Consider the following 16,982-nt stretch of genomic DNA (forward strand, 5'->3'; position numbering starts at 1 on the left):
ATAACAGGATAATTAAACCGAACAATCCCTTCCAGTACTCGGTAATACCTGTGATGTAGTCATGGAGCAAGACATAAAACGCTGCGCCGCTTAAGGGGCCGGTGACCGATTGAATGCCGCCCAGCAGGACCATGACAAGGCCGTCAATCGATTTGCTCACGTATAGCTCTTCGGGTGATATGCTGCCTTTGGAAAATACGAAGAGGGCGCCGGCCAGCCCGGCAAAAAAACCTGCTATGACAAATGCAATCCACTGCACGCGCATGCTGTCGATGCCGATGGCGCCGCTGCGTTGCATTGAGTCGCGGCTGGCTCTGAGCGCATAGCCCAGCGGTGAAAACAATAACCAGCGCAGTGCCAGTACGGACAGCAGTACGGTGGCAAGCACAAAGTAATAAAAATGGACCGGCTCTTCCAGCCAGGCGGCCGGCCAGATGCCGATCAGTCCGTTGGAGCCGCCCGTGACATCATTCCATTGATAAGCCACGGACCAAGTGATTTGGGCAAATGCCAGCGTGAGCATGGCAAGATAAATACCCGACAGCCGCACGCAGAACCAGCCGTAGATCAGGGCAGCGATGGCCGCGACAAAAGGCGCCAGCGCAATAGCAAAGGACATGGGAAGGGCATAACGCTGCAGCAGCAATGCGGCAGCATAGGCGCCCACGCCATAATAGGCCGCGTGGCCAAAGGAGTGCATGCCGCCGGCGCCCATGATGAAATGCAGGCTTGCGGCAAAGAGTACGGCAATGAGGATATCCTGTATCAACACCGGCAAATACGGAAAGGCGTCGATCGCCAGGGGCACGCTGATGAGCATCGCGATTACGCATACGCCGATGATTTTGAGCAGCACGCTCGCCGGACGGTAAGGCGCTTCGGGTGCGCCGGCATTGCGCGGTGTACCGGTGCGTGCGCCAAACAGGCCCCAGGGTTTGAAGATCAGTACAACGGCCATGATCAAAAATTCGACCACCAGGGTCAGTTGAGGCAGGGCAATCTCAATGCCGGCCAGATGCACGGTCCCCAGCCCAATGCACAGCGCTTTGACCTGGGCGATTATAAACGCGGCAACGAATGCGCCGGGAATGGAGCCCATGCCGCCAATGACCACCACGGCAAACGCGTCGCCAATTGTCAACAAATCCAGGGTCAGGCTGGCCGGTTCGATGGGAAGCTGCAGCGCGCCACCCAGGCCAGCAAGAAATGCGCCCAGTGCAAACACGCCGGTGAACAGCCAGCTCTGGTTAACGCCCAGTGCTTCAAGCATTTGCCTGTCCTGCGTCGCCGCGCGGATGAGTGTGCCCCAGCGGGTGCGATTGAGCAGCAACCAGAGCAAAAGCAGTACGAGCGGGCCGATCAGAATCAGCAGCAGGTTATAGGTCGGAAATTGCCGACCGAAAATGGGAACAGAACTGGCCAGGCCGGGCGCCTGTGGACCCAGCAGATCTTCGGGGCCCCACAACCACAACGCCAGATCGCTGAGAACGAGGACCAGGGCAAAAGTGGCAAGCAACTGGAACAGCTCCGGTGCCAGGTAGATACGTCTGAGCACCAGCAACTCGATAATGGCGCCGAGCGCCCCGACCAGCAGCGCGGCAAGCAGCACGGCAAGCCAGAATCCGCCGGGGCTTGCTGGCAAATAATGCGTGGCCAGACTGTAGGCAACATACAGGCCGAACATATACAACGACCCATGGGCAAAGTTGACTATGCGGCTGACGCCAAAAATCAGGGATAGTCCGCAAGCGACCATAAATAGCGAAGAGGTGCCAGCCAGGCCATTGAGAAACAGAACTGCAAATCCGCTCAGATCCATGGGTAGTCCTGAGCACAGGGCACGTCGGCTGCCAGGCGCAGGCACATTCCCGGGCTGCCCTGGCCGTTTGCAACTGCACAAGGCAAGGTGCCGGCTTCAGAGGCATGTTCACGCCTGTGATGGCGTGGCTGTCGGGCCATGTGGCTGCGCCGGGTACGGTCTTTTGCGGGTGGAGTCATTGCGTGTTGCACCGCTACTTGGCAGGGCGCATTTTGGCAACTTGCGCATCATCGGGCTGGACAGTGGCGCCATCGATATAGCGGATATCTGTCATGATGCCGCGACCATCCTTGACGTCCAGCTTGCCGATATATGCGCCCAAGGTCGATTGGTGATCCTGCGCACGATAGGAGATCGGGCCGAACGGCGAGATGACTTCAAGGCCGGAGAATGCCTTGCGGATTGCCTCTGTATCGGTCGTACCGGCCTTGCGAAATCCTTCTGCGAGTGACTTGATGGCCATATAACCGACGATGGAACCGAGCCGCGGATAGTCGTTGAATCGTTTCTGATAGGCATCAAGAAAGGTCTTGTGCTCGGGCGTGTCGATAAATTGCCATGGATAACCGGTAACGATCCAGCCTTTTGGCGTATCGGCTCCCAGGGTGTCCAGATATTCGGGTTCTCCGGTCAACAGGCTGACGACCGGCATGTTTTCAAAGAATTTGCGGGTGGTGCCAGCGCGGACAAATTTGGTGACATCAGGGCCGAACAGTACATTGAAAATGGCATCGGGTTTGGCTTCGCCCAGCGCCTGGATAACATTGCCGGCATCGACCTTATTGAGTGGGGTAGCCTGTTCTGCCACGAATTGCACATCTGGTTGCGCCTGCTTCAACAGGGTTTTGAAGGTCTCGGCAGCAGACTGGCCATACTCGTAATTGGGATATACGATCGCCCAACGTTTTTTATTGAGCTTGGCCGCTTCAGGCACCAGCATGGCTACCTGCATATAGGTAGAAGCGCGAAGACGGTAGGTATAGTCGTTGCCGTCAGCCCAGACCAGTTTGTCGGTCAGTGGCTCGCTGGCCAGATAAAACACCTTTCGGTGTGCTGCAAAATCAGCCAGCGCCAGTCCGATGTTGGATAAAAAGCCACCGGTTAGCGCATGCACCTTGTCCCGGCTGACGAGCGCCTGGGCTTCCTTGATGGCATTACCCTGGTTGCCGGCATCGTCGCGGATAATGATTCTCAACTTGCGGCCATTGATGCCACCGTCCTGATTGGCTTGTTCCGCCGCCAATACCATGCCGTTTTTATAGGGTTCCAGAAAAGCAGGAAAAATCTTGTAGCTATTGATTTCGCCGATACGTATTTCATCGGCCGGTTGCGCATGGACGGCAGGCGTCATAGCCAGACACGTCATTACACTCGTGATGATAGCCAACAAGCCTTTCGGGGCGCCTTTTCGCATGATATCTCCTGATAATGCCTGATTTTTTTGATGTATCCCTAAGTGTAATTTAGTTACCGCTATTTTGATAAATAATGTGATATTGATCATGGTTTTTTTTGCTTGTGTGTTTGCGTCTCTTGGCGCCTGGATCACAACCATCGGCAAGACTGCGACGAGCACGGGGGTAGAGCCGGGTTGGCGAGGATGAAAAGTGGCCCGGCAGCAGTTGAAATACGCCGATGCGATTGCGGCCATGGCAGTCAGAAAGCGGTCTCATGGTGGTCAGAATATGGCATGTTTCGGATGGTTGTTAAAAGCGCTGCGTTGCCATCGATCTGAGACGCCCAAAATAAGCCCGGAATAAAAACAGCAGATTGATTTATAATATTGTTCTGGTCGGCGCTAGCCGTTCATGGCCGCTTGCTGCATCTGTGCAATTGGCTTGGGTCGCAGCCGTTTTTCGTGCTTTTGCCGTCCTTGTCGTTGCATGGCCAGTCTCGTAACGTTTTCGTTTTTTCAAATTTTCAGTTGCTGTCATTGCAGCACCCGCTGGCCAAGGGCCGACGTGGCTGTGTGCCTGTGACCGTCTGTATGTTTCGCCTTTTTGAAGGATTTTTATTATGTCATGGCAATTGTGGTCAGCGTTTTTCCTGGCATGCTGGATTATCAGCATCTCGCCCGGCGCGGGCGCGATCGCTTCCATGTCTGCCGGCGTCAATCATGGCGTGCGCCTTGGGCTCTGGAATATTCTGGGCCTGCAACTGGCGCTGGCGGCGCAAATCTCGATTGTTGCCGCCGGGGTGGGCGTATTGCTTACCACCACCAGTTGGGCCTTTGCGCTAATCAAGTGGTTTGGGGTTTTTTATTTGCTTTATCTGGCCTGGCAACAGTGGCGGGCGCCGGTGCGCGTGATCGAGCTGGATGCCCGGGCGCCGGATGTGCCGGTGCACCGATTGGTATTGCGCGGCTTTCTGGTCAATATGAGTAATCCCAAGGCAATGGTGTTCCTGCTTGCCGTGCTGCCACAGTTTATTGACCCACGCGCGCCGCTAGCTCAGCAATACCTTGTGATGGGCATCACCATGACAGTGGTGGACGTCATCGTCATGGGCGCATATACCTGGCTGGCTGCGCGGATCTTGCGGTTGATGCATTCGGCCAAACAGCAGAAGATCCTCAATCGTGGATTTGCCGGCCTGTTTACTCTGGCAGCTGGCCTGCTGTCCCTTGTTCACCAGGCGGGCAAGTAATGCGGTAAAACGCGGCAAAACTTAGCCGCGCCACCAGTACATCGGGCGCGGCGTATGAATCAGGTCGGACGGCAAATCGGACGATCTTTGCCGGTTGATATGCACCGGTTGATATGTACCGGTTATTTCGTCCGCTTAGATGCGCCGGGTTATATGTGGGGTTTATATCTGCCGATCATTTGGCCGCCAATCCGGCCTGCTTGATGATCGCCCGATTGTTACGCGACTCTTCATCAATAATCCGCTGAAAGACTTCAGCGCTGCCGCCGTTGGGGATATTGCCCGATTGCCGCAGACTATCTGCAATATCATGATCGTGCAAGGCCGCATCAAACGCCTTGTTCAGTTTTTCGATCACCGGGGTTGGCGTGCCGGCCGGCGCGACGATACCAAAATTGGATTTCAGATTTGCCTTGGGCTGTCCCAGTTCGTTGAACGTGGGTGTCCCGGGCAGGCCCTCGATTCGTTGCTCGGCGCCAATCGCCAGCGCATGCAGTTTGCCTGCCTTGATATTTTCTATCAGGGTAGCGGAGACATTGGTGGAGAAAACTTCGAATTGTCCGCCCAGCGCATCGTTCATTTGCTGGCTGCCGCCTTTATAGGGAATCAGGTTCATGTCCAGCCCAGCATCGTGAGAGATCTGGCCGAACATGATATGCCCGATTGTGCCCATTCCTGATGTAGCCCAGCGCAGCTTGCCTGGCGCCTGTTTTGCGGCCGAAATAAAGCCGTTGAAATCGCTGGTCTGGAGTGTTTGTGTCCCCAACAGAACGACAGGGGAATACATAATGCCGATCACCGGGGTGACCGCTTTCTCTGGGTCGTAATTGACTTTGGAGAAATATGGCGTCAATGTCAGCGGGCTGGTGGCCGAAAAGGCCAGTGTATAGCCATCGGGCTTGGCGCGGGACACTTCGGCGATATTGATTGTGCCGCCGGCGCCAGGGCGGTTCTCCACAATGACCGGCACCTTGAGCGTATCGGCAACTTTCTCAGCCAGCTTGCGCGCAACGACATCACTCAGGCCACCGGCAGGGTAGCCCACCGACAGCCGGATGGCCTTTTCGGGAAACTCGCCGGCGGCAGCCAGGGGAATGATTGTGGTGCTGATGGCAACAGCGAGGAACCGTTGCAGGAACCGTGAAGCGTAGGAAAGGGTTGTCATGTTGGTAAAAGAAAAAGTAATAAGCAATGAATAAGGGGGCAGGGCGCGTGCTGTCAGCGGGCATCTGCGCGTCAGCACAGATTATATGTCATATGGCATCGCTTTCAGGGCCATGCGCGCGCTATGGCCTTGTATGCGAAAGTGGAGGTTGGCGTGAGCCTGAACTTGGAGCCAGGGCGTGAAATCAGTGCTGTTCTGAGGTACATCCTGGCAAGCCTGGCGGCAAGTGTGAAGTGTTTTTACAACAATCGGCCACTTCTCGCTGGTTTTTTGAAGAAAACGGGCACGCCTACTGGCGTTTTTTTGTAGGAGTCTATATAATCCTTGTCTTAGCTCTTCAACAGTAAAACAACAGTTTTCTGTTTTGCCCAGGTGGCGGAATTGGTAGACGCGCATGGTTCAGGTCCATGTGCCTTCGGGTGTGGGGGTTCGAGTCCCCCCTTGGGCACCACTGGTTTTTATTTTTTTGTGATTGTTATTTAAAGCAGTCGCAAATATAAGCCAGTTATTTCCAGTAGTTTTCCAGACAATGTTCATTGTCTAAAGTCAGTGTTCTTTGGCTCTATCCCATAAGCGGGAGACGGGCACGCATCTTACAATTAACACAAAATTGATCGCACCATCCCAAACGCATTGAGCCCGGATGTTCAAACAGTCGGCTCTGTCCTATAAGCCGAGGCACAGATCTCATATTGGTGCGGGTGCCTTTCAGGCAGAGACTGCATTGCAGACAGTGTGGTCCGGAATATAAAAAGCCCTTGCATAATAAGCAAAGGCTGCGCGATCATGCGGGTCGGAAACAGGCGCTCTAAAAATAGGGCTGTTGAGCAAAAGTAGTTTGAAGGCATTTCAGCCAGCAGGGTGACGATAAACTTGGTCGAAATACGGGGCATTGCACCCCGTTTCGTGACATCGCGGATCAGGTAGTCGCCCTTTCCTTCAACATGCTGTAAAGCTGATCCTTGAGTTGCAGTTTTTCTTTTTTCTTCTTCTCGATTTCAGTATGTTTTTCACTGAAATCCTGTGTTTCAAGGCTCTGCAATTCCTGGTCCAGATCATTATGTTTTTTGAAAAGGCGCTTGAAATTGGCGTCTTCTTCTTTGAGCCGGGATATTAAATCACGATATTCAGGGAACATACCGAGGACCTCCGTCTGTTGTGAGTTGGAAAATCCATTATACAGACAAAGAATGCCGCAACCCAAATTTCAGCTGCGGCATTAATTTACTAATAAAAACAGTATGTTAGAAAAAGATTCCAGCTATTTGGCAGGGGGCGGTGGGCGGCGATGCGTCACCGGCACTGCCTTGTTTTGATCATTCAGATTGATCGCCGCCGGGAACAAATCCCAGATGGCGATGAACATGGCGGCAATCAGCGGGCCAATCACAAAGCCCGTCAGACCAAACAGGGAAAGGCCCCCAAGCGTAGAAATAAGAACCAGATAGTCTGGCATTTTCGTGTCTTTGCCCACGAGCAACGGGCGAAGAATATTATCCGACAGGCCAATGACCAGGAAGCCGAACAGAACCAGGACAATGCCATTCCACAGATGACCGGTAATCAAAAAATACACGGCAACCGGCAGCCATACAATGGCGGCGCCCACGGCGGGCAGCAGAGACAGGAAACCCATGATCACGCCCCACAGCAAGGCGCCCTGAATTCCCAGAATCCAGAAAATCACGCCGCCGAGTACGCCCTGCACCGCGGCGATGACCACATTACCCTTGACCGTTGCCCGCACCACTGTATTGAATTTCTGGAACAGAAACTGTTTGTGGTCGTCGGTCAATGGAATCAGGTTTTTGATACGGTGTGTGAGCGCCGGTCCATCCTTGAGCAGGAAAAACAGCAAATACAGCATAATGCAGAATTCAACCAGAAACGCAAAGAAGTTCTGCCCAATATTGAGCGCCTGCGTGGCCAGATACTTACTGCCCTGCATCATGCCAGATGAAATTTTGGCATAAAGCGAAGACAGGTTGTAAATCTCGAACCTGGCCAGAAAATCGCGGACCGATGCGGGCAGCGCATCTGACACCTGTCGGATGTATTCGGCGATATTGAATTGCCCGGATTCAATACGCTGATAGAACAACAGCGATTCGTTGATCAGCGAGATGGAAATCAGGATAAGCGGAATGATGGCAATCAGCAGGCAGATAATAAGTGTGATAATCGATACACGGGTGTTTCTGCCGGGCATGCGCTCTAGTATCCACAGTTGCAGTGGACGGAACAGCACTGCCAGGACAATTGCCCAGAAAATTGCGCCGTAAAAGGGTACGAGCATTCGCAGGAATGCGAGCGAGACCGCAATCAGAATGATGATAAAGGTATTGAAGTAAATACCGGAGCGGTTCAAATAAGCCATAATGGTGCGTAACCCTAAATTAGGATGATGCCCATTCTAGATGATTTTTTTCAAATTCAAGACCATATTCTTTACAATATTTGCAAATAGGCGATTAAGGTAATTAACCCATGCTGCAATTGAAAACAATATTTACAATTGGCATGCTGGCCGGTGCTGCGACACTGGCTGGTTGCTCTACAACGCCGCCGAAAAATGCGGAAGATCTGTGCGCAATATTTCAGGAGAAACCGCGGTGGCACACTGCAGCGCTGGATATGCAGAAAAAATGGGGCGTGCCGATCCCGGTACCCTTTGCCATGATGTATCAGGAATCGTCGTATCGGCACGATGCCAAGCCTCCCAAAAACTATTTGCTATGGTTTATTCCCTGGGGGCGGGTCAGTTCAGCTTATGGCTATGCTCAGGCCAAAGACGAAGTATGGGGTGATTACGAGCGCGATACCGGCCAGAGTGCTAGTCGCGATGACTTTGCGGATGCACTGGATTTCATGGGTTGGTATATGTCCAAGGCACAGGTGCTTAACGGCACATCCAAATGGGATGCCTACGGCCAGTATCTGAATTATCACGAAGGCTGGAGTGGCTATCGCAACAAAAGCTATCAGGCCAAAGCCTGGCTCATGCGCACCGCTCAAATTGTCAGGGAGCGGGCGGCCCGTTATACGGCCCAATATAACCAGTGCCGTGCCCAATTGATGTAATGAAAGAGTAGTCATTACCAGGCTTATAAGCCGGTCACGTTATGTTGCTTGGTGCGGTTTACGCCGCCACACCAGAATGGCATACGCGGCCACACCGGCAATCAGGCCCCAGAATGCGGACCCTACACCAAAGAACGAGACGCCGGATGCTGTCATCAGAAACGTGATGACGCCGGCCTCGCGTTCTGATTCCTCGGCCATGGCGCCGGCCAGTCCCGAGCAGAGGGCGCCCAGCAAAGCCAGGCCGGCCAGAGAAGCAACAAATGTTTCCGGTATGGCAATGAACAGCGTGGTTACCACGGTCGCAAACAAACCGAAAAATATATAGAATGCACCGCACACGATGCCTGCAACATAACGTCGTTGCGGATCGGGGTGGCATTCCGGGCCGGTACATATTGCGGCTGTGATTGCGGCCAGCGTGGTGCCGTGCAGGCCGAAAGGCGCAAACAGAACGGTCGAAATACCGGTAGTGGTAATGAGCGGGGAGATCGGCGTATGGTGATACCCGCTGGACTGTAGTACTGCAACACCCGGTGCGTATTGCGAGGCCAGTGCCACAAAGGCCAGTGGAATGCCGACCCCCACAAGCGCCGGTATCGACAGGCTGGGCATCGCAAACTCAGGGATAACCAGGCTGAAACTGAGCACCTGCGTATTGAGCTGACCCAGCGCGACGCATACCGCGATACCGGTGAGTAGGGCCGCCAGCACTGCATAGCGGGGTATGGCGCGCTTGATGACCAGGTAGGCCAGAATGATCGGCAGTACCAGCGCCGGGGCCTGTTGCAGAGACACAAACAGGTGGGCGCCGAATGCAAACAGTATGCCGGCCAGCATGCCCGAAACGATACTGCGGGGCACATGCTGCATCAGGCGGGAGAACAGGCCGCTGACGCCCAGCAACACAACCAGCACTGCGGCAAATATATACGCACCAATAATATCGTCGTAGGAATATTGAGGAAGCGCGTCAATAAGCAGCGCCGCGCCACCGGTGGAAAAAGCGCAGACTATAGGCGTGCGGTAGCGGATACTGAGCCAGAGACCGCATACGCCGCTAGTGATGGACATGGCCCAGATCCAGCTTGTAAGTTGCATCTGGCTGAGCCCGCCCGCCTTGGCCGCTTGAATAATAATGGCTACCGGTCCTGTCAGGGAAACCAGGACGGTAATCAGTCCTGCTATGGACGCCGATGTGGAAAAGTCGTTTTTGAAATGCTGCCAGGCATTCATAGCTGCACCGAAAGGGAATCAGTGCAGATTATGCGGCCTGATGAGGCCGACTGCAATCCCTTCGATAGCAAAATCATTTTCATCGGAGACGATAATGGGGGAGAAATCGTCGTTTTCCGGCAGCAGTTCGACAATGCGGCCCCTGCGGTTGAAGCGCTTGACTGTTACCTCATCATCGATGCGGGCAACGACGATCTGGCCATTGCGTGCATCCGGCGAGCGTTTGACGGCCAGCAAATCGCCATCCATGATGCCGATGTTTTGCATACTCTGCCCCTTGACGGTGAGCAGATAGTCGGGCTGCTGTTCGAAGAGGGACGGGTCTACCGAGAGTTCGCGATGGATATGTTCGGTGGCCAGGATGGGGCTGCCCGCGGCCACCTTACCAACCACGGGCAATATTAGCTGGCGCAGACTGTCTGCCAGAGAAACGCCGACACTGGCTGATGCGCTGCCGGATGACGAGCCTGCTGCTGCCGATTCGGCATCTTCAACAAGACGGATACCGCGCGAGGCCCCTGCTGTAAGCGTAATGGCCCCTTTTCGAGCGAGCGCTCGCAAATGATCTTCCGCAGCATTGGGCGATTTGAATCCCAGTGCCGCAGCAATCTCTGCACGGGTTGGCGGAAAGCCGGTACGTTCCACGGCGGCTTTGATCAGATTCAGAATTTCCTGCTGGCGCGCGGTAAGCTTCAGGCTCATGATTCCCCGTAATGAAAGAGACAAATAAAAAAACGGACTGTATGTATATACAGTCCGTATTCTGACGCATTCACTGCCAGTTGGCAAGCGTTTTCAGTGACAAATTGCCCGCAGGCCGCGGATTTGCGTCGCTACTGATTACAGCACGGCAGCGATTGCCTTCACCACGCTGTCGATATTACGGCTATTGAGCGCGGCAACGCAGATCCGCCCACTGTTGACCGCGTAGATGCCGTGCTCATTGCGCAGACGCTCTACCTGCTCTTTGGTCAGACCGGAATAGGAGAACATGCCGCGCTGGGACATCACGAAACCGAAGTCCTCTTTGACACCGGCGGCATTCAGTTTGTCCGTGAGCTGCTTGCGCATATCGCGAATGCGTTCGCGCATCTGCGCCAGTTCGCTTTCCCATTGGGCGAACAGTTCCGGCGTATTCAGGATTTGCGCCACCACCATACCGCCATGAGTAGGGGGGTTGGAATAGTTGGTGCGGATAACCCGCTTGATCTGGCTTAGGACACGTGTGGCCTCATCCTTGCTGGTCGTCACGACAGTGAGCGCGCCCACACGTTCGCCGTACAGGGAGAAGGATTTGGAGAACGAGGAGCTAATGAGCATGGACATGCCAAGATCAGCGAACAGGCGCACCACGGCGGCGTCTTCCTGTAGGCCTTCGCCAAAACCCTGATAAGCGATGTCAAGGAACGGCACCAGGTTACGTTCCTTGACCAAAGTGGCAATCTGCTGCCATTGTTCCAGGGTCGGGTCAACACCGGTCGGGTTGTGGCAGCATGCGTGCAGCACGATGATGGACCCTTGCGGCATGGCTTTGACCGCGGCCGCGAATCCTTCAAAATTCAGGCCGTGCGTCGTCGCATCATAATAGCTATAGGTTTGCACGTTGAAACCGGCGCGCTCGAACAGCGCGCGGTGGTTTTCCCAGCTCGGGTCGCTGATATAAACGGTTGTATCCGGTTGCAGCTGTTTCAGGAAGTCGGCGCCAATTTTCAGTGCGCCTGTGCCGCCTAGTGCCTGGAAGGTGAGGGCGCGGCCTTCTGTGATGACGTCGGCGTCTTTGCCGAAGAGCAGTTCCTGCGCTCCCTTGTTGTAATTGCCGATGCCTTCAATGGGCAGGTAGCCGCGTGCTGCGTGCGCCTGAACGCGTTGATTCTCGGCTTCCTGAACTGCCTTGAGCAGTGGAATTTTGCCATTATCATCGTAATACACGCCTACACCCAGATTTACTTTGGTATCACGGGTATCGGCATTGTACTGTTCATTCAGACCCAGAATCGGGTCACGGGGGGCGAGCTCGACAGCATTGAAAAGAGTGGTCATCGTTATATGAAAAGGTAAGGTTGCAGGGAAGGTCAATTAAAGTGGATAATGGAAGATTGTACGCCTAAATCAGCGCCAATTTAACCCTGGATGCACAATCTATGAGCGAAGCCGGATTTATCGAGTTTGCCGACAGCCCGTTTCAGCTATACCAGCCGTACCCGCCAGCCGGCGATCAGCCCGCCGCCATTGAAGCGCTCACACAAGGGATTGACGATGGTCTGATGTACCAGACGCTGCTTGGCGTCACTGGATCGGGCAAAACCTTCACCATGGCCAATGTGATCGCCCGTCAGGGCCGTCCGGCGCTGGTGCTGGCCCCGAACAAGACACTGGCCGCCCAGTTGTATTCGGAGTTTCGGGAGTTTTTTCCACGCAATGCGGTGGAATATTTTGTGTCTTACTACGATTACTATCAGCCTGAAGCCTACGTGCCCACGCGTGATCTGTTCATTGAGAAAGACTCGTCAATCAATGAACATATAGAACAGATGCGTCTGTCGGCTACCAAAAGCCTGCTGGAGCGGCGTGACACCATCATTGTCGGTACGGTCTCCTGCATTTACGGTATTGGTAATCCGGGAGATTACCACGCCATGGTATTGGTGCTTCGCACCGGCGATCGCACGCCACGACAGGAAATCCTGGCGCGCCTGGTGTCCATGCAGTACGAGCGCAATGATATTGATTTCACCCGGGGCACGTTCCGTGTGCGCGGCGAAGTAATCGACATTTTCCCGGCTGAGAGCGCCGAACTGGCAGTCAGGCTAAGCCTGTTTGATGATGAGCTCGAGAGCATTGATTTGTTCGACCCGCTGACCGGCAAAATTCGCCAACGCGTGCCCAGGTTCACTGTCTATCCGAGTTCGCATTATGTGACCCCGCGCGATACGGTGTTGCGTGCCATCGAAACCATCAAGGAAGAGTTGCGTGATCGCACCAAATTCTTTGTGGATAATAACCAGCTGGTTGAGGCGCAGCGCATCGAGCAGCGCACCCGGTTTGACATCGAAATGCTGCAGGAACTGGGTTTTTGCAAGGGAATCGAAAACTATTCCCGCCATCTGTCTGGTGCGGCGCCCGGCGATCCACCGCCGACGCTGATCGATTATCTGCCGCAGGACGCGCTCATGTTCTTTGACGAGAGCCACTGGATGATGGGGCAGTTGCGCGCCATGTATCGTGGCGACCGTTCCCGCAAGGAAACCCTGGTGCAGTTTGGTTTTCGTCTGCCGTCGGCGATGGACAACCGGCCTCTGAAGATGGAAGAGTTCGAGCAGCGTGTCCGGCAAAGCGTATTTGTCTCGGCCACGCCTGCAGACTATGAAAATGAGCATTCCGACAATATAGTGCGACAGGTGGTGCGACCCACCGGCCTGGTCGATCCCATGGTCGAGGTGCGCCCGGCGCTCACCCAGGTGGACGACCTGCTGGGTGAAGCCAAGTTACGTATTGCGGTTGGCGATCGGGTGCTGGTAACCACACTGACCAAGCGCATGGCAGAGGATCTGACCGACTACCTGACCGAAAGTGGCATGAAAGTGCGCTATCTGCATTCGGATATCGATACGGTCGAGCGGGTTGAGATTATTCGCGATCTGCGCCTGGGCCATTTTGATATTCTGGTGGGTATCAACCTGCTGCGCGAGGGACTGGATATTCCTGAGGTCTCGCTGGTGGCTATTCTGGATGCTGACAAGGAAGGTTTTCTGCGATCCGAGCGCAGCCTGATTCAGACTATTGGCCGTGCAGCAAGGAACCTGAATGGCAGGGCTATTCTGTACGCCGATCGCATCACTGACTCCATGCGTCGCGCCATGGACGAGACCGAAAAGCGTCGCAATTTGCAGATTGCGTTCAATACTGAGCACGGGATTGTGCCGCAAGGCGTGCGCAAATCGGTACGCGAGATGATCGATGGCGTGATCCAGGATGCGCCAGATGCGCTCAGTGCCGAGGATATCCGCCTTGAGTCGCTGCTGGTGGATGAAAAGGCGCTGGCCAAAGAGATCCGTCGGCTGGAAAAACAGATGCAGGACCATGCCCGCAATCTGGAATTCGAACAGGCGGCGGCAGCCCGGGATCAGTTGACCCGTCTCAAGGAAATGGTGTTGTTGCGCTGACAGTCGCAGACGTAGCAATGCCTTTATGGTCAATCATGATCAATATTTCATTCGGGCCACGGTGGCGGTTTAAGCTGCCTACAAATCAGGTTATGATACAGTCCGTTTTTCAACAAGTTCGATCTGACAAAAAATGCGTGTGAACTCTTTCAGTAAACAATTCATTGCGCTCATTGCCCTGGTGACGGTTTTGAGTGTCATTATTGTCGGATATATCGAGCAGCAGGTCGTCGAGACTGTTGCGCAGCCGGTTCCCGCAAAGCAGGAGGCTGAACAAAAGCACAACGAAGCGCTCATCAATTCGCTCACCAATATGACGCAGAGCGTTCGCTTTCCCCTGAACGAGCACGCCATCATGTACACCGGCTATATTCTGGGTGCAGGGTACTCGTCCTATCAGTTTCGCGCCTTCAAGGACCAGAAACTGAAAGTCAATTTGAAGGGAGACGCTTCCATTGATCTGGCGCTGTTCGGCCAGGAAGCCTATTCATTGCAGCGTGATGTCGAATATATTGTTCCGTCCGAAGGACTCTACGAATTGCGGGTTCTGTTCAAGACCGACATGGAGTCGCGTCAGGAGCAGGCCGCGATTGCCCACAAGGCCACACCGGTACCTTATACCATTACGATCAATCTGCAGTAAGTAGACGGGAACGCGTTTGCCCGATTGGCGAGCGCATTCGTGATAGCAGGCCTGAAGAAAGGGAGCGGCAGGCGTGGCTTGCCAATGCTACGGGCTGCCAACGGCCAGGGGTGCTGCTGTTCCAATAAAAAGCATTCATAAAAAAAAGGGGCTTTCGGCCCCTTTTATCAAACTGCAGTATCTATCAAACTACCATGTTTATCAAACGGCAGCGTTTATTTGGCAGTCTGTTTTTCGCCGCCCAGTGCTTCGACCAACGCACTCAGCAACCCTGCCAGTTCGGCGGTCATCAGCGTCATATCTGCATCGAAGCGTTCTTCTTCATCCATGGCCGACATATCTTGATTTTCCTTGAGGATGTCCAGTGGCGCGATACGTTTGATGATCAGATTGTCGCTCAATACAAATGAAATGCGGTCCGACCAGGTCAGCGCCAGCTTGGTGCATTGCTTGCCCGATTGGATATGCTTTTGAACATCTTCCTTTTCGGGGCTCTGGCGAACGTAACGAATGGTCGCCTTGTTCTCTGATGATGATTGCAGTTCTGTATCCTGGTCGATCGAGAACATCGCAGGCGCTTCGTCGGCAAGCAGCCATTCGGTCATGGCGGCCGCAGGCGATTGTTCGGTATACAGGCTTTTGAGCGGCAGCGGGTCAATGACTTTGGCCAGGGCGCCGATCACTTCGTCAGCCTTGGTTGCCGAGGCAGCGTCAATGACCAGCCAATGATTCTGGGTGTCGATCCATACCCGGGTATCGCGGAATATGCTGAATGCCTTGGGCAGCAAGGTGTCGGTTACCTCCTCCTTGATTTCACGCATTTGCTTGCGGCCGGGTTTGTATCCTTGCTGCTCTTCGATTTCCTGTGCACGGACACGGGTAAACTGATTGATGACGGTAGCAGGCAACAGTTTTTTTTCAATGCGAAGCGACAGCAAATACTGGCCGCTAAGGGCATGGGCGAGCATACCATTTTCCCGAGCAGGAACCCATCCCATACTGTTCATATCCGATTTATTGCCAGGAACGAAAGCGGCTTTTGCCAGCTTGTCTTCAAGCTCTTCTTGCGTGGGTTTCCAGTCGGTAGCCAGCCGGTAAACGCTCAGATTCTTAAACCACATACTTTTACGCCAAAAGCATTTATTGTACCGGCTATCGTTGTCGCACATGCGCCGGGCGCCTGCCTTGTCGCCGAAAACTTTGTGCCGGTCAATACAATAGGGGGACGGGCGGCGCCTGTGATGTCGGCAGCCGGTGCGAGCGCTGCCTGCTTTTCGGGTCGGTCTGTTGCATCTGGCGGCAGATTGTGTGCCGATGTGCTGGAACAGGTCAAAAAAAACCTGCCCGGGGGCAGGTCAATACGGGTTTTCAGCGCTACGTAAAACTTACGGGGTGTAGCGCTGACAATGCTGACGAAACTTCAAAAGGGGATTGAAACTTGTCATTTCGTCACCATCAGGGACGGAATATAATGCGTAGGCTCTGACAAAGTCCTGAATCGGATTGGTAAAGAACAAACAACTCATAAAAAAATGCAGATAATATGATTATACTGGCTAAATATACAGTATAATTTAATGCGATAATATCCGATTATCACAATATGTACAAATTCTGTTATGGAAGATTTGTAGTGGAAGATCTGTAATGAATAATCTGTTTGGATTATTTGTAATAAATCGTTGTTATCCGGTACATGCATGACGCAGGCGAGTGTGAAAACAAGACATTATCGTCCCTGCGCAGTGCGTTACCATAATCAGCAGCGGGGCGGTTTACAGGTTGGCTCATTGGGTGGTAATAGGTTTATAGCCAGGCCAGCCTGTGTAAAAATACTGTACTTACGGTATCCACGTCTTTATTCATAAGCAGTTTGTCTATATATTGCGATATCAGGTTTCTCTATTTAGTCACAAGGACCCTCCATGGACGACAAGCAATCCAAAGCCGCACGCGCCGACCGCGCCAAGGCACTCAGCGCAGCACTCTCTCAAATCGAAAAGCAGTTCGGCAAAGGCTCTGTTATGCGCTACGGCGATAACGAAGTTTCGCACGACATCCAGGTCGTCTCCACTGGTTCTCTCGGGCTCGACATTGCGCTGGGCGTCGGTGGGTTGCCGCGTGGCCGTGTTGTGGAAATCTACGGACCTGAATCTTCTGGTAAAACCACGCTTACGCTTCAGGTCATTGCTGAAATGCAGAAAATCGGCGGCACCTGCGCGTTTATCG

15 protein-coding genes and 1 tRNA gene are annotated in these 16,982 nt (G+C 53.8%); 6 read left to right on the top strand and 10 right to left on the bottom strand.

From position 1 onward, the window contains the following. The 3 genes from ACTIKR_RS16185 to ACTIKR_RS16195 all read right to left on the bottom strand — a co-directional run. Nucleotides 1-1,819, bottom strand: a 1,819-nt coding sequence (locus tag ACTIKR_RS16185; RefSeq protein WP_442328371.1) for an ABC transporter permease, incomplete at its 3' end; no start/stop codon positions are given. Beyond that, nucleotides 1,810-1,998, bottom strand: a complete 189-nt coding sequence (locus ACTIKR_RS16190) for a hypothetical protein (protein WP_442328372.1) — start codon at nt 1,996-1,998, stop codon at nt 1,810-1,812. The genes ACTIKR_RS16190 and ACTIKR_RS16185, both read right to left, overlap by 10 nt. A 14-nt stretch (nt 1,999-2,012) precedes the next feature. Next, nucleotides 2,013-3,185 carry an ABC transporter substrate-binding protein gene (locus ACTIKR_RS16195; protein ID WP_442328383.1) on the bottom strand — a complete coding sequence of 391 codons (1,173 nt, stop codon included), beginning with the start codon at nt 3,183-3,185 and terminating at the stop codon, nt 2,013-2,015. Between the two features lie 650 nt (nt 3,186-3,835). Here ACTIKR_RS16195 and ACTIKR_RS16200 point away from each other — a divergent pair. Continuing rightward, nucleotides 3,836-4,465, top strand: coding sequence for a LysE family transporter (locus tag ACTIKR_RS16200; RefSeq protein ID WP_442328373.1), 630 nt, complete (start codon nt 3,836-3,838; stop codon nt 4,463-4,465). Nucleotides 4,466-4,640: 175 nt separating this feature from the next. Here ACTIKR_RS16200 and ACTIKR_RS16205 read toward each other — a convergent pair whose 3' ends face one another. Continuing rightward, a complete protein-coding gene (locus ACTIKR_RS16205) occupies nt 4,641-5,708 on the bottom strand; it encodes a Bug family tripartite tricarboxylate transporter substrate binding protein (protein ID WP_442328374.1) in 1,068 nt (355 codons plus the stop codon). A 288-nt stretch (nt 5,709-5,996) separates the two neighbouring features. On the opposite strand from ACTIKR_RS16205, the gene ACTIKR_RS16210 reads away from it, so the two are divergent. Further along, nucleotides 5,997-6,081, top strand: a tRNA-Leu gene (locus ACTIKR_RS16210). Between the two features lie 468 nt (nt 6,082-6,549). Here ACTIKR_RS16210 and ACTIKR_RS16215 read toward each other — a convergent pair. Both ACTIKR_RS16215 and ACTIKR_RS16220 read right to left on the bottom strand, forming a co-directional pair. Next, entirely contained in the window at nt 6,550-6,768 is a 219-nt protein-coding gene (locus ACTIKR_RS16215; RefSeq protein ID WP_193087001.1) for a YdcH family protein, read from the bottom strand. Nucleotides 6,769-6,891: 123 nt separating this feature from the next. Next, a complete protein-coding gene (locus ACTIKR_RS16220) occupies nt 6,892-8,007 on the bottom strand; it encodes an AI-2E family transporter (RefSeq protein WP_442328375.1) in 1,116 nt (371 codons plus the stop codon). Nucleotides 8,008-8,117: 110 nt separating this feature from the next. On the opposite strand from ACTIKR_RS16220, the gene ACTIKR_RS16225 reads away from it, so the two are divergent. After that, nucleotides 8,118-8,711: a transglycosylase SLT domain-containing protein gene (locus tag ACTIKR_RS16225; RefSeq protein WP_193086999.1), complete on the top strand. Its 594-nt coding sequence runs from the start codon at nt 8,118-8,120 to the stop codon at nt 8,709-8,711. Between the two features lie 39 nt (nt 8,712-8,750). Here ACTIKR_RS16225 and ACTIKR_RS16230 read toward each other — a convergent pair whose 3' ends face one another. The 3 genes from ACTIKR_RS16230 to ACTIKR_RS16240 form a co-directional block, all read right to left on the bottom strand. Further along, nucleotides 8,751-9,947, bottom strand: coding sequence for a benzoate/H(+) symporter BenE family transporter (locus ACTIKR_RS16230; RefSeq protein WP_442328376.1), 1,197 nt, complete (start codon nt 9,945-9,947; stop codon nt 8,751-8,753). Between the two features lie 18 nt (nt 9,948-9,965). Continuing rightward, complete coding sequence (gene lexA, locus ACTIKR_RS16235) at nt 9,966-10,649, bottom strand: transcriptional repressor LexA (protein ID WP_442328377.1); 684 nt, start codon at nt 10,647-10,649, stop codon at nt 9,966-9,968. A 138-nt stretch (nt 10,650-10,787) separates the two neighbouring features. After that, on the bottom strand, nt 10,788-11,987 hold the full coding sequence (locus tag ACTIKR_RS16240; RefSeq protein ID WP_442328378.1) for an amino acid aminotransferase: 1,200 nt from the start codon (nt 11,985-11,987) through the stop codon (nt 10,788-10,790). Nucleotides 11,988-12,088: 101 nt separating this feature from the next. On the opposite strand from ACTIKR_RS16240, the gene uvrB reads away from it, so the two are divergent. Both uvrB and ACTIKR_RS16250 read left to right on the top strand, forming a co-directional pair. Further along, complete coding sequence (gene uvrB, locus ACTIKR_RS16245; RefSeq protein ID WP_442328379.1) at nt 12,089-14,110, top strand: excinuclease ABC subunit UvrB; 2,022 nt, start codon at nt 12,089-12,091, stop codon at nt 14,108-14,110. Between the two features lie 133 nt (nt 14,111-14,243). Further along, nucleotides 14,244-14,753, top strand: coding sequence for a hypothetical protein (locus ACTIKR_RS16250; RefSeq protein WP_442328380.1), 510 nt, complete (start codon nt 14,244-14,246; stop codon nt 14,751-14,753). 215 nt (nt 14,754-14,968) lie between these two features. Here ACTIKR_RS16250 and ACTIKR_RS16255 read toward each other — a convergent pair whose 3' ends face one another. Continuing rightward, entirely contained in the window at nt 14,969-15,874 is a 906-nt protein-coding gene (locus ACTIKR_RS16255) for a recombination-associated protein RdgC (RefSeq protein WP_442328381.1), read from the bottom strand. A gap of 804 nt (nt 15,875-16,678) precedes the next feature. Between ACTIKR_RS16255 and ACTIKR_RS16260 the strand changes: the two genes are divergently transcribed. Further along, nucleotides 16,679-16,982: ATPase domain-containing protein (locus tag ACTIKR_RS16260; protein ID WP_442328382.1), on the top strand; the 304-nt coding region annotated here is incomplete at its 3' end.

The organism is Advenella sp., from assembly GCF_052108595.1.
Taxonomy (GTDB): domain Bacteria; phylum Pseudomonadota; class Gammaproteobacteria; order Burkholderiales; family Burkholderiaceae_B; genus Advenella.